10 protein-coding genes are annotated in these 12351 nt (G+C 66.4%); 3 read left to right on the forward strand and 7 right to left on the reverse strand.

Annotated elements, in window-relative coordinates; translation table 11 throughout:
• Positions 1–6: 6 nt before the first annotated feature.
• Positions 7–1602, forward strand: a complete 1596-nt coding sequence (locus ACQR0U_RS21745; protein ID WP_434843870.1) for an isochorismatase family protein — start codon at positions 7–9, stop codon at positions 1600–1602.
• Between the two features lie 3 nt (positions 1603–1605).
• On the forward strand, positions 1606–2232 hold the full coding sequence (locus tag ACQR0U_RS21750; protein WP_316170910.1) for an FMN-dependent NADH-azoreductase: 627 nt from the start codon (positions 1606–1608) through the stop codon (positions 2230–2232).
• A gap of 105 nt (positions 2233–2337) precedes the next feature.
• Here ACQR0U_RS21750 and ACQR0U_RS21755 read toward each other — a convergent pair whose 3' ends face one another.
• From ACQR0U_RS21755 to ACQR0U_RS21785, 7 genes are read right to left on the reverse strand one after another with little or no spacing between them, the layout of a single operon-like run.
• Positions 2338–3336 carry an FAD:protein FMN transferase gene (locus ACQR0U_RS21755; RefSeq protein WP_316170909.1) on the reverse strand — a complete coding sequence of 333 codons (999 nt, stop codon included), beginning with the start codon at positions 3334–3336 and terminating at the stop codon, positions 2338–2340.
• Positions 3333–3890, reverse strand: coding sequence for a nitrous oxide reductase accessory protein NosL (locus ACQR0U_RS21760; protein ID WP_315717454.1), 558 nt, complete (start codon positions 3888–3890; stop codon positions 3333–3335). Before ACQR0U_RS21760 ends, ACQR0U_RS21755 begins: the two co-directional genes overlap by 4 nt.
• Positions 3887–4717, reverse strand: a complete 831-nt coding sequence (locus ACQR0U_RS21765) for an ABC transporter permease (protein ID WP_316170908.1) — start codon at positions 4715–4717, stop codon at positions 3887–3889. The genes ACQR0U_RS21760 and ACQR0U_RS21765 overlap by 4 nt, the downstream gene beginning before the upstream one ends.
• Positions 4714–5634 (reverse strand): ATP-binding cassette domain-containing protein, encoded by a 921-nt coding sequence (locus tag ACQR0U_RS21770; protein ID WP_434843869.1) that lies wholly within the window; start codon positions 5632–5634, stop codon positions 4714–4716. The genes ACQR0U_RS21765 and ACQR0U_RS21770 overlap by 4 nt, the downstream gene beginning before the upstream one ends.
• Positions 5631–7019, reverse strand: a complete 1389-nt coding sequence (locus ACQR0U_RS21775; RefSeq protein ID WP_315752544.1) for a nitrous oxide reductase family maturation protein NosD — start codon at positions 7017–7019, stop codon at positions 5631–5633. Before ACQR0U_RS21775 ends, ACQR0U_RS21770 begins: the two co-directional genes overlap by 4 nt.
• A 3-nt stretch (positions 7020–7022) precedes the next feature.
• Entirely contained in the window at positions 7023–8948 is a 1926-nt protein-coding gene (nosZ, locus tag ACQR0U_RS21780) for a TAT-dependent nitrous-oxide reductase (protein WP_315717460.1), read from the reverse strand.
• Between the two features lie 10 nt (positions 8949–8958).
• Complete coding sequence (locus ACQR0U_RS21785; RefSeq protein ID WP_434843868.1) at positions 8959–11259, reverse strand: 4Fe-4S binding protein; 2301 nt, start codon at positions 11257–11259, stop codon at positions 8959–8961.
• Between the two features lie 209 nt (positions 11260–11468).
• Between ACQR0U_RS21785 and ACQR0U_RS21790 the strand changes: the two genes are divergently transcribed.
• On the forward strand, positions 11469–12338 hold the full coding sequence (locus tag ACQR0U_RS21790; protein ID WP_315717461.1) for a ferritin family protein: 870 nt from the start codon (positions 11469–11471) through the stop codon (positions 12336–12338).
• Positions 12339–12351: the final 13 nt, after the last annotated feature.

Genomic DNA, 12351 nt, shown 5'->3' on the forward strand with positions numbered 1-12351 from the left:
GCCCCCATGACCCACGTGACGTTGCGCAGTGAGTTCGAAACTCTGATCGATCCGTATGCGCCGGTGGCGCAGGTCGCGACCGGCTTCGAGTTCACCGAGGGGCCGATCTGGCATCCCGTCGAGCAGTTCCTGCTGTTCTCCGACATGCCGGCTGATGTCCGCCGCCGCTGGGACGCCAAGCGTGGCGTGGTGGAGATGCGGCGGCCGTCGAACAAGTGCAACGGCATGACCTATGATGCCGAGCTCAATCTGATCGTCTGCGAACACGCGACGTCGTCGCTGGTGCGCGAGCGTCCCGACGGCCGCCGCGAGATCCTGGCATCGCATTTCGAGAACCAGGAGCTGAACAGCCCCAACGACGTGTGCGTCCATTCCAGCGGGACGATCTACTTCTCCGACCCGTGGTATGGCCGCATGCCGGTCTACGGCGTGGAGCGGCCGCGCCAGCTCGGCTTCCAGGGCGTGTACCGGGTGCCGCCGGGCGGCGGTCCGCCGCGGCTGCTGGTTGACCGCCATCTGTTCGACCAGCCCAACGGGCTGTGCTTTTCCCCGGACGAGAAGCTGCTTTACGTCAACGATACGGTGCAGGCGGTGATCCGCGTGTTCGACGTCGGCGGCGATGGTGCGCTGGCGAACGGGCGCGTCTTTGCCAGCGGCATCCGCTCCGAGCTCGAGCCAGGCGTGCCCGACGGCATGAAATGCGACCAGCGCGGCAATGTCTGGGTCACCGCACCCGGTGGCGTCTGGGTCTATGCGCCTACGGGCGAACTGCTCGGCAAGGTGCGCGTGCCGGAGCTCGTCGCCAATCTCGCCTGGGGCGGTCCCGAGTTTCGCACGCTCTATCTCACCGCGACCCATTCGGTCTATGCGATCGCGACCAAGGTCGGTCCGCGCCACGAGCCGTATATGAGCGCGCGAAGTCGAGGGGCGTCAACGGCAGGTCTGGCGATGTCCAGCGCGACGTCCGCGCCATCGGCGCCGCAGCTGGCATCTGGCGACATGCAGCTCGATCCGCGCCGCTGCGCGATGATCATCCAGGATCTGCAGAATGACGTCATCATGGACGGTGGCGCCTTCGCGGATTCCGGCGCGCCCGGTCATGCCAAGCAGCAGCGCGTGGTCGACAATGTCGGGCGGCTCGCCGAGGTCGCGCGTGCGCGCGGCGTCGTCATCATTCATGTCTGGTTCGTGGTCGAGCCGGGCGCGCCCGGCGTGACCTTGAACGCACCGCTGTTCGAGGGGCTGGTCGACAGCAAGGCGATGGTGCGCGGCAGCTGGGGCGCGGCACCTGTCGCCGGCCTGGAGCCGCGCAGCGGCGACTTCGTGGTCGAGAAGATGCGCATGAGCGCGTGGGAAGGCACGCGGCTCGAGACGATTCTCAAGGCCACCGGGCGCGACGTCATCATCAACACCGGCGCCTGGACCAACATGTCGGTCGAGCACACCGCGCGCACCGGCGCGGACAAGGGCTACTTCATGGTGGTGCCGGAGGATTGCTGCTCGACCATGAATGCGGACTGGCACAATGCGTCGATCAACTTCGCCCTGCAGAACGTCTCCGTCGTCACCAGGGCCGATGCTGTCATCAAGGCGCTGGGGTAGGGGATGCCCAAGCTGTTTCATCTCGTCGCCTCGCCGCGCGCGGACTCCGCGTCCAGCGCGGGAGCGCGCGCCTTTCTCGATCGCTTCCGGCAGGCGCGGCCGGGCTGGGACATCGACGAGATGAATCTGTGGCGCGAGTCTCTGCCGGAGTTCGACGGCGAGATCCTGCAGGCGAAATATGCCCGCATGGGCGGGCGCGCCTTCACCGACGGCCAGCGCGCCGCGTTCGCGGCCGCCGAACGCATGGCGGTGCGGCTCGATCTGGCCGAGCGCGTCGTGATCTCGACGCCGATGTGGAATTTCGGCATTCCCTACAAACTCAAGCACTGGCTCGACATCATCAATCAGCCGGGCCTCACCTTTCGCTTCGATCCGTCGCGTGGCTACCTGCCGCTTCTGAAGGATCGTCCGACGCTGGTGATCCTCGCCAGCGGCGGCGACTTCACCACCGGCATCAGCCGGGGGCGTACCGACCTCGCGACGCCCTATCTGCGCGAGGCGCTGCGCTTCATGGGCCTTCGCGACCTGCACTTCGTGGCGATCGGGCCGACCAGCGGGCCGGCGGCGCACACCGGCGTGGCGCGTGAGCGGGCGCACAGGCGGCTCGTCGAGATGGCCGCGCGATTTTGACGAGGCAGCCGCGCGGCGCGCATCAGGTCCTAGCAGCAAGCGGTGCGGCCTTCGACCGGCGACCGTTATCCTCTAGCCGCGCTCTCGACTGATTCGGCCGCGAATTCAAGCGACAAGCTCGACTGTCGCTCCGGTCGCGTCGATCAGGTGGACACGTTCGATCTCGGTGCGGGGCAGCAGGGCGCGAATCTCAGGCTCCGACATCAGGCTGAAGGCGGTCGAGAGCGCGTCTGCCGCCGTTGCATTGCCGGCGACCGTGGTCACGCTGCGATAGCGCTGCGCACAGCCGCCGTCGTGCGGATCGAACAGATGATTGAAGCGGCCTCGCGGATCGAAGCGGAAGCCATAGGCGCCCGATGTCGATACGGCGCGATCGATGATCGGAAGCAGTGCAGCGGTCCGGTCGGGAATGTCCGGATCGGCGATTGCGATCTCCCAGGGCCGTGCATCCGGCCGTGCGCCGATGGCGCGGGCTTCGCCCATGTCGACCAGGCTGTGCTGCACGCCCTCGCTGCGCAGGAGCTCGACGATCCGGTCCGTGACATAGCCCTGCGCGATGCCATTGAGGGTGAGCGCCATGCCGCGCGGCATGACGATGCGATCGCGGCTGACGCTCAGCCGCTGATGGCCGACCCGCGCCAGCGCCTCTTGCACGGCCGCTTGCGGCGGCCCGTCGGGATTGGCATGCGGGCGCGAAAAATGATCGGCATAGAGCGTCCACAGCGGTTGCACCGTCGGGTCGAAGCGGCCGTCGGTCATCGCGGCGTAGCGCTGCGAGCGTGTGAGGATGTCGACCAGCTCGGGCGCGGGGTCCACCAGCACGCCGGTGCGGTTCAGCGTCACCAGCGCCGATTGCTCCAGATACAGGCTGAACAGGCGCTCGAGCCGCCGGGCTTCGCCGATCGACACCGTGATCAGCCGTTCGGCTTCCTGCCGGTCGCGGTGATGAAGCTTGATCGTGGCGACGGCGCCGAGCAGCGTGCCGCGCCATTCGACCGACCCGCTTGTGCTGTCGGCCGCCTGCGCCCAGGAAGGAGCAACCGCGAGGCCCGCTAATGCGGCGCTGATGCGGATGAAGCGCCGGCGCGAGAGGTGAAGTGTCATCGCTGGACTCCCGTGGTTTGCTTCGAACCCGGCTCGGCCAGACCGGCGTTGTCGTCGGCCGAGCTCAGCACGTAGTCGCGGGGCACCTCGGTGAAGCCGACGATGCGGCCGCCGTGCTCGGCAGCGAACCGCTCGGCCGCGGTCCGATCCGAGAACGGCACCGCCTCGTCGCTGCCCATGCCGCTCCTGACCCGGCTGCCGATCACGAACACCGCCTTGCGCGCCTCGACCCAATTGTCGGCGCCCGGATTGTCCCAGCTCGCGGCTTTGCCCATGTCGGAGACGTAGATCGCCTGGATGTCCTTGGGCTCGTCGGGCAGCATCGTGAAGGCGATGGCGTCACGCGCGGAGGAGAACCACACCGGTTCGATCAGGCTGGCGGCGAAGATCTGTCCCTTGGGGCCAGAATGCTCGAGCAGATTCATGCCGCAATAATGCCCGATCGCCTCCGCCGTCAGCTTGATCGGCGGCGGCGGCGCGGCCGCCTGCCTGTCGTTGCAGGCGGCAAGCGCAAAGGCGGCGATGAGCAAGCCGGCGAAAGCGAGGCGTTTCATAGCTCCCTCCGGGAGAAGGCCAGCGCGGCGCCGGCGAGCGGCACCAACGTCCAAAGCACCAGCGCTGTGAGCAACACCTGCACCGACAGCGTGCTGCTGCCGGCGAGCCCGGCCATGCCGGAGAACAGGCTGACATTGGCGAAGCCGGTCAGGTTGAACAGCCGGTAGGCGTCGGTCGGGTTGAGCAGCAGCAGCGCGCTGAGCACGCCGCTGGAAACGTTGCGGCCCTGATCGATCACGAGAAGGCCGAGCAGCGCCATGTCGTAGATCAGGACGAGCACGAGCCACAGACCGATGCTGACCCCCGCTGCGGTGCCGCGGTCGCGCACCACTGCGCTGACGAGATAGCCGATCGCGACGAACACCGCGCCAAGCAGAACGGAGGAGCCGATCATCGCGGCGAAGGCCGCGAGCCCGTCACTGTCGAAGTGACTGCCGGCGATCAGCAGCGCTACGGCAGCGGCGCCATAGCCGAGGCAGGTCGCGAAGGCGAGCACCGCGAGATGACCGAGGAACTTGCCGAGCAGCACCTGCCAGCGCGCCACGGGATAGCTGAGCAGCAGCAGCATGGTGCCGCGCTCCATGTCGCCGACGATGGCGTCGTGCGAGATCAGAAGCGCGATCAGCGGGATCAGGAAGATGGTCAGGCTCGACAGGCTGACGATGACGACGTCGAGCGCGCGCGCGCCCACGGTGCCGGTCGGTGCGCTGCCGAGAAAGGTCAGCGACAGCGCGAGCCCTGCCAGCAGCAGGGTCGACGCCAGCACCCAGCGGTTGCGGATCGCCTGCTGGATTTCCTTCGCGGCGATGGTGATCACGGCATTCATTGCGAACGCTCCGCGTGGCGCAGGAAATGCGCGTAGAGCTCGTCGAGATTGGGCGGGATGAGCTCGAGATCCTGCACGGCGGTGCCGTCGGCCGTCGCACGGCGCAGCAGAGCGATCTTCTCGTCCGGCGCTGCGTCGATCTCGACGATGTGGCCATTGACCCGACGATAGGAGGTCGCCTCCGGCAGCCACGAGGGCCGGCCGGATGGCGGCAGCTCAGCGACCTTTACCCGGATCCGGGTCGGCAGTCGCGCGAGGCGGCGCAACTCGTCGAGCGTGCCGTCGGCGACCTTGAGTCCCTTGTTCATGATGATGACACGGCCGGCCCGCTCCTCCAGCTCGGTCAGCGCATGCGATGACAGCAGCACCGTCGTGCCCTCGGCGGCGAGCTTCTGGATCACCTCGTAGAACGTCTGGCGCAGCTCGGGATCGAGACCGGTGGTCGGCTCGTCCAGCAGCAGCACGCGTGGCCGGCCGATCAGCGCCTGTGCCAAGCCGAGGCGCTGGCGCATGCCCTTCGAGTAGGTATTGACGCGGCGTCCGGCAGCGTCGCCCAGCCCGACGACATCGAGCAGCGCCAGCGCGCCCTTCACAGGCTCGCGCTTGAGGCGGGCGTAGAAGCTCTGCGTCTCGCGGCCGGTGAGCGCGGCATCGAAGGCGACGTTCTCCGGCAGGTAGCCGAGGCGGCGCCGCGAGGAGAACTCGCCGGCGGCTGGATTTTCACCGAGTACGGCAATGGTGCCGCGGGTGGGGCGGATCAGCCCGAGCATCATCTTCATCAGCGTCGTCTTGCCGGCGCCGTTGTGGCCGATCAGCGCGACCATCTCGCCGGCGGCGAGATCGAACGAGACGCCCCTCACGGCTTCGACCTTGCCGTAGTGCTTGATCACGTCGGCGACATGGATCGTCGCGGTCATCGGGGCCCGCTTTCTGCAGCGGCGCGGCGCGCCGGCGGCGATATCAGGGGATGGCGGTCGACGACTCCGCCGGGCAGGATCGCGGGAAACTGCGCCTGCGCCCAGCGGATCACCTGCACCGCCGGGCTGTTGATCAGGACCTTGGCGGCCGGCGCGGTCCACAATACGCGGTCGATCAGATCATTCGGCCGATAGGCGGTGTCGGCAATGCCGTCGCCGTTGAGGTCGAAGCCCGGGTTGTCGCTCCAATAATTGCCGCGGCCGTCTTTCGACCAGTCGAGATGGCGGGTGCCGACATACTTGATCTGGCTGGCATTGTTGACGAAGGCATTGCCCCTGATGTCGTTGCCCTCGGAGCCGGCGGTAAAGTGAACGCCGATCTCGCACCCTTCGAACCAGTTGTCGGTGATATGGTTGTTGTTGGTGTTGTAGATGAACACGCATTTCTCGGGACCGGGACGGGCGCCGGCGGTCGGCGTGGCCGTGCTCGCATCGGCCTGCGGCACGCCTTCGTCGGTGCCGCGGTTCTCCGCGGTGGCCCAGCGCTCTGCCGGCTGCAGCCCACCGATCACGCTGTTGCCGGCGATCTGCGAGCCGTTGGCCGCGTTGAACAGCAAGCCGCGGTCGCGGTCGTGATCCGAGACGTTATCCCTCACGACGAGCGCCTTGGAGAACATCATCGCATAGCCGATGATGTTGCGGGTCGAGACGTTGCCGGAGATTTCGCTGTCGTTGGTGTACATGAAGTGGACCGCGAAGCGCAGGTCGCTGAAGCGATTGCCGCTGAAGACGTTGTTGCGGCTGGTGATGGCGAACACGCCATCGCGGCCGTACCGGAATTGGTTGTCGATCACCTTGGCGCCCGGCGCGTTCCAGACGGAGACGCCGTTGCCGGTGACGCCGCCGCGCGTCGCGCGCAGGCCGATGATGCTGTTGTGACGGACCATGGCGTTGGCTGATCCGTGCAGATAGACGCCGAACAGATTGCCTTCAATGCGGTTGTTCTCGATCACTGCGTCGTGCGCGGCCTGCTCGACGAAGATGCCGGAATCCATCTTCTCCAGCGCGCGGCCGGATCCGTCGATGGCGAGGCCGCGAATGACGGTGCCCGGCGCCGCCACGGTGATGACGCTGCCCTCGCCACCACCGCTGATCACGGCGCCCGGAGCCCCAGCCAGCGTCAAGCGGTGGCTGATCCGTAGCGGTCCGCGATAGGTGCCGGTGGCGAGCGCGATCTCGTCGCCGTCGGCGGCGCGGTCGAGCAGGGCCTGCAGGTCGGTGGTGTCAGTTCCGACCTGCAGAGTCGCCGCCTGGGCGCGGAAGGGCAGGCCGGCGACGACGAGCGCCGCCAGCCCCAGAGTCTTGATATGGCGCATGCGCCGCATCCCTCACGCGTTCCGCGGCGAGACCAGCATGCGTCCGCGCATTTCCATGTGCATGGCGTGGCAGAACCATGTGCAGAAATACCAGTACACGCCGGGCTTGTCGGCGATGAACGTCACCGACGAGGTCTGCTGCGGATCGATCTCCATGTTGACGCCGTAGTTGACGATGCAGAAGCCGTGCACCAGATCCTCGACGTCGTCGATGTTGGTGACATAGACCGTCACCTCGTCGCCCTGCTTGACCTCGAACTTCTCGAGCGCGTAGGCGGGCGCGCTGGACCACATATAGACGCGCACCTTGTTGCCGTCGCGGATCACCTTGGCGTCGCTCTCCAGCGTGACGCCGTCGGCTGCGGCCTGCTTGCGGGCGTCGGCAAAGAACGGGTCGTCGCGCTTCCAGATCGAGGTCACGCGGCCCTCGAGCTTGGAGCGGTGCACGATCACGGCGTCATGCGGCTCAGCGAAGCTCGGGCCGTCATGCACCAGCTCCATCTTGTCGCCGGAGATGTCGATCAGCTGGTCGTTCTCCGGCTTGAGCGGGCCGACATTCAGGAAGCGATCCTTGGAGAACTTGTTCAGCGACAGCAGCCATTTGCCGTCGGCTTCCTTGGTCTCGCCCATCGAGGCGTGGTTGTGGCCCGGCTGATAGTGGACGTCGAGCTTCTGGATGATGGGGTTGACCTTCTCGCCCTTGAAGGCGCGCTTGGCGAGATCGAGGCTCCATTTGCAGACCTGGCTGTCAAGGAACAGCGTGGTGTAGGCGTTGCCCCGGCCGTCGAAGGCGGTGTGCAGCGGCCCGAGGCCGAGCTCCGGCTCGGCCACGACGACGTCGCGCGGCTTGATCTTGTCGTCGAACAGGTTGTCGATCAGGCGGACGTCGATCACCGTGACCGTCGGCGCCAGCTTGCCATTGGCGACGACGTGGATGCCATCGGGGGCCGTGTTGAGGCCATGCGGACTGTTGGAGACCGGCACGTAGCGCGTGTAAGGCGATCCTTTGCGGCCGTCGATCACGGGAACGCCGTTCATCTCCTTGAAGTCGCCCTTCTTGACGGCCTCCTCGATGCGCTTGATGTTGAAGATCGTGACCCAGTCCTGTTCGCTTGCCGTCATCTCGGCCAAGGTGACGCCCTTCTCCGAGTTGTAGCAGGTCGAGAACGCATATTTGCCCTGGTAGTCGCAGTCGGTGTTGTCGAGATTGCCGTCGACGATCACCTGCCAGGCGACCTTCATGGTGTCGCCGTCGACGGCCGAGAACATCGACCAGTATTTCGACTTGTCGTCGAGCACCTTGCCGTCGTTCGGCAGCGGCACCTCATATTCGCCGTTGCAGAAAACGTAACCGGTGCGCGGGAACTTCTGCGGACGCATGCCGTGGATGGTGTACTGGTTCGGCAGCTCGATGATCTTGTCGCATTTCATCACGTCGGTGCGAATGCGGGCGAGGCGGGTGTTGGCCTTGTCGTTGATGAAGATGTAGCGGCCGTCATATGTGCCGTTGGTGAACGACATGTGCGGATGGTGGCAGTCGCCGTTCATCCAGATGCCGAGCCGGTCCTTGAGCCGTTCGCGCGTCTCGGGCAGCAGCCCCTCGGTCATGATCTTGCGGCTCTCGTTGGTTTGGCCCCAGCCGGTGGCGCTGCACCGGTTGAAGACCGGAATGCGCATGAGCTCGCGCATCGAGGGCATGCCCACGATCCGCAACTCGCCGGTCTGGCCGCTGGAGAAGAAGACATAGTACTCGTCGAGCTGGCCGGGCGCGACCTCCGCCTTGCCGGCGCCTTGCGCCGGTCGCGACTGTGCGGCGGCCGGCGTGGTCTCGACGCTCTTGCCGAGGCCGATGCTGCCGGCCACGCCGGCCGCGCCGAGCGCGGCGGTGCCGACGATTTGTCGGCGGCTGAGTTTCGTCTGGTCGTCGTCGTGCGCCATCGTCGTCTCCTTATGATGGATGAGTGAGATCGTTGGATTGAGCCGGCGCCGTCGTCGGCCGACCGGCATGGGTGATCACGGTCTTCGGACCGGATTTGGCGGCGCGCATCGACGGCGATGACATCGCCTCGAACTTCTCGCGCTTGAGCCGGACCTGGATCATGTGCGGACAGCGCTGATCGTCGTAGTAGAGCTCCTGGCAATGCATGCAGTAGATGCATTCATTGACATTGATGTGTCCCTCGGGATGGATCGACTGCACCGGACATTCCTTGGCGCAGCGCTGGCAGGGCGAGCCGCACTCCTTCCAGCGACGCAGCCATTCGAAGGTGCGGATGCGTCCGGGAATCGCCAGCGCGGCGCCCAGCGGGCAGAGATAGCGGCAGAAGAAGCGTTCGATGAACAGGCCGATGCCGAGCAGCGCCGCGGCATACAGCACGAACGGCCAGCTGCGCGAGAATTTCAGGATGACCGCGGTCTTGAACGGCTCGACCTCCGCGACCTGCTCGGCGAGCGCGACCGAATACAGCGACAGGCCGAACAGGCCGAGGAAGATGATGTATTTGATCGGCCACAGTCGCTCATGCAGCCCCCAGGGCACCGTGATCTGCGGCACCTTGAGCCATTTTGCCACAGTGTTGGTCAGCTCCTGCAGCGCGCCGAACGGACAGAGCCAGCCGCAGAACGGCCCGCGGCCCCAGAACAGCAGTCCAGCCGCCGTTGCCGCCCACAGGATGAAGATCAAGGGCGCCGCGAGGAAGAACTCCCAATGGAAGCCGGTCAGCAGCGCGTTGACGAAGGTGACGACGTTGACGACCGAGAGCTGGGCGTTGGCGTACCAGCCGAGCCAGACCAGCACGAACAGCAGATAGGCGCGGCGCACCCAGGTGTAGAGCCGGGGACGGCGCACCAGAACGTTCTGGAAGAAGAAGATCCCTGTGAGCGCGGCCAGCGCCAGCGCGGTGATGCCGATGGAGACCGTCTGCGAGCGCCAGATGCGCATCCATAACGGCTCCTCGGTGTCGTCGGCGACCGGTTGCGCCGTGGTCGGGGCGGGACGCGCGGACGTCGCCTTCGCTGCCGACACAGCGGGGCGCGTCTGCTGCTTCAAGTAGGCGTCGGGCACCGTGTAGTCGACATCGAATGTCAGGAACGCCTTGTCGTGGCTGCCTGTGCTTCGTTGCACCAGGAGCTGGAGCTGCCATGGCTCGGTCGGGTCGAGCGTGAATTCGGGCGGCGTGATGAACAGTCCGATCTCGCGCAGGGCAGGGGCGCCGGCGGCGGTCAGCGCACCGAGTCGCATGTGGTTCTTGTCGCGGAACCGTGTGCTTCCGCCCTCCTGCAGCACCTCGATACGGTCGAAGATGCCGCCTCGGACATAAGCGGAGCCCTTGAACGAGTAGACGCCGTCGCCGGCGACGACGATCGCCTGCTGTCCGGGCTGCAATCGCTGCTTGAGTCGCTGATAGCCCTCGTCGCCGAGCAGGCTGCGGCCGATCGTGGGCACGCTGGCCATGGCCACATAGAGATCGATGAAGGTGTCGCCGGCATCGCCGGGCTCCGGATTCTGCGCGGCCGCCGCATTGCCCGACTTGGCGAACGCGTCGTTGACGTCGCCGATGCTGAGATGCAGGCGCCGCACCGAGCCGTCGCCGAGCAGACTGCTCCAGTCGCGGATCTCGCTCTTGTCGGGATCGACCGTCTTGGTCACGCCGGGCTGCGCTGCGGCGGCGGTCGCCGCTGAGCCGGCGCCGATGCGGCCGCTGCGGATCAGGCGCGTGGCGGCGCGCACGATGCTGTCGTGCATCACCAGCACGGTGACCGTGGCACCTGAGACGATGTCGGCCTGCGGCGCATGTTCCGCGCCTTGCGCAATCGGCATCATGTCCTTGCCGAGCAGGCCGTTGAGTGCGGCAACGATGCGTGGCTGGGGAATGCCGATCAGCACGATCGGCTCTTTGTGATCGACCAGCTTCAGCCCGGAGATGACGCCCTTGGGATCGATGCCGACGAGGATGTGGATCGGCTTGCCCGAATAGCCGACGGAATTGGCGAAATCGGAGTTGAGATAGACGTAACCCTTGAGCTGATCGCCGCGATACACCGGCATGATCGGCGGCTCGCCTTGCGGCTCGCCGAAACGATCCGCATCCGGGAACAGCTCACCCGGCGTGATCTTCGAGAGGTAGGTTGCGAGATCGCCGGCCGCATGTGCTGCGCGCGGGGCCGCGATCGCGCAGAGCCCGATGAGGATTGCTACCAGGATAGCAGGCATGCGCCACCGATTGGTGGCGACATCACTCGCAACCATGATCACCTCAAGCGGAACGGACGGCCCGCGAAGGGGCCGTATTCCAGTCAGGACTGTTTCGGGGAAGGAAGGATCGTCGCCATTGACAATCCCTGAGCAAATAGAGCCAGGCTAAATTGACTCCTTATCGTGCCGGTTGTCTAGTGGGTCGCAATCCGACGGACGTTGCGCTGGATCAAACAAGCCAGGACAATCAGGCGGACCATCATATGTTGTTGACACGCACGCTCTCGCTCAAGTCGGAACCGGCCGGGAACCTGCATTCGATCGACGAGCTGTTCGCGCTCGCCAATGCGATGGAGCAGGAGGCGGCCGATCGCTACGACGAGCTGTCCGGAGAGATGCAGCGTCAAGGCCGGCTCGATCTGGCCGCTGTCTTCGCGAGGCTGGCCGCGGCCGAGCGCGAGCATGTCGACAGTGTCGCGCAATGGTCGCAAGCGCGAACGGGGCGTGCCCCCGATGCGTCGCTGGTGCGCTGGCAACCACCGGAGACCTTTGAGCCCGGCGTGGCACGCGAAATCCAGGACTCGCGGCTGATGACGCCGTACCGCGCGCTGTCGATGGCGGTGCGCAACGAGGAGCGGGCCTTTGCGTTCTGGTCCTATCTTGCGGCATTTGCCGATGATCCCGAGGTCAAGAGGGCGTCCGAGGCGATGGCGCGAGAGGAACTCGGTCATGTCGCGACGCTGCGCAAGGAGCGGCGCCGTGCCTATCATCTTGAGACCGACGCCAGGCGCGCGGCGTCGGTGGCGTCGGACGCCGGCACGATCGACGCCGGCCGGCTGGAGCGTCGACTCGCCGAGTTGCTCGACGCGATGGCTGTGCGCGCCGCTGGCCGCCCGGCGGATCGCGTGCGCGAGCTTGCGCAGGAAGCCGCGGCAATGGCATCGGAGGTTGCGGACCTGTTGCGCCTGCCGGCTGGGCTCGCGCAAGCCGATGCAGCCGTGCTGGCGGAGGCGCTCGCGGACGCGTATCTGGAGCATGCGGAGCGAGCGACCGAACCGGACCGGCTCGATCTGATGCAGCGGCTGGCGTCGCAGGCGATCGCCCGGCTGGCCTGGCTGCGGTCGCTCGGTTGAGTCCGACTCCAGA

The sequence above is a fragment of the Bradyrhizobium sp. HKCCYLRH3097 genome, from assembly GCF_051167875.1.
In the GTDB taxonomy this organism is placed as follows: domain Bacteria; phylum Pseudomonadota; class Alphaproteobacteria; order Rhizobiales; family Xanthobacteraceae; genus Bradyrhizobium.

Coding starts and splice junctions, on each gene's coding strand:
- ACQR0U_RS21745 (WP_434843870.1), top strand. CDS start 7: ATGACCCACGTGACGTTGCGCAGTGAGTTCGAAACTCTGATCGATCCG.
- ACQR0U_RS21750 (WP_316170910.1), top strand. CDS start 1,606: ATGCCCAAGCTGTTTCATCTCGTCGCCTCGCCGCGCGCGGACTCCGCG.
- ACQR0U_RS21755 (WP_316170909.1), bottom strand. CDS start 3,336: ATGACACTTCACCTCTCGCGCCGGCGCTTCATCCGCATCAGCGCCGCA.
- ACQR0U_RS21760 (WP_315717454.1), bottom strand. CDS start 3,890: ATGAAACGCCTCGCTTTCGCCGGCTTGCTCATCGCCGCCTTTGCGCTT.
- ACQR0U_RS21765 (WP_316170908.1), bottom strand. CDS start 4,717: ATGAATGCCGTGATCACCATCGCCGCGAAGGAAATCCAGCAGGCGATC.
- ACQR0U_RS21770 (WP_434843869.1), bottom strand. CDS start 5,634: ATGACCGCGACGATCCATGTCGCCGACGTGATCAAGCACTACGGCAAG.
- ACQR0U_RS21775 (WP_315752544.1), bottom strand. CDS start 7,019: ATGCGGCGCATGCGCCATATCAAGACTCTGGGGCTGGCGGCGCTCGTC.
- nosZ (WP_315717460.1), bottom strand. CDS start 8,948: ATGGCGCACGACGACGACCAGACGAAACTCAGCCGCCGACAAATCGTC.
- ACQR0U_RS21785 (WP_434843868.1), bottom strand. CDS start 11,259: ATGGTTGCGAGTGATGTCGCCACCAATCGGTGGCGCATGCCTGCTATC.
- ACQR0U_RS21790 (WP_315717461.1), top strand. CDS start 11,469: ATGTTGTTGACACGCACGCTCTCGCTCAAGTCGGAACCGGCCGGGAAC.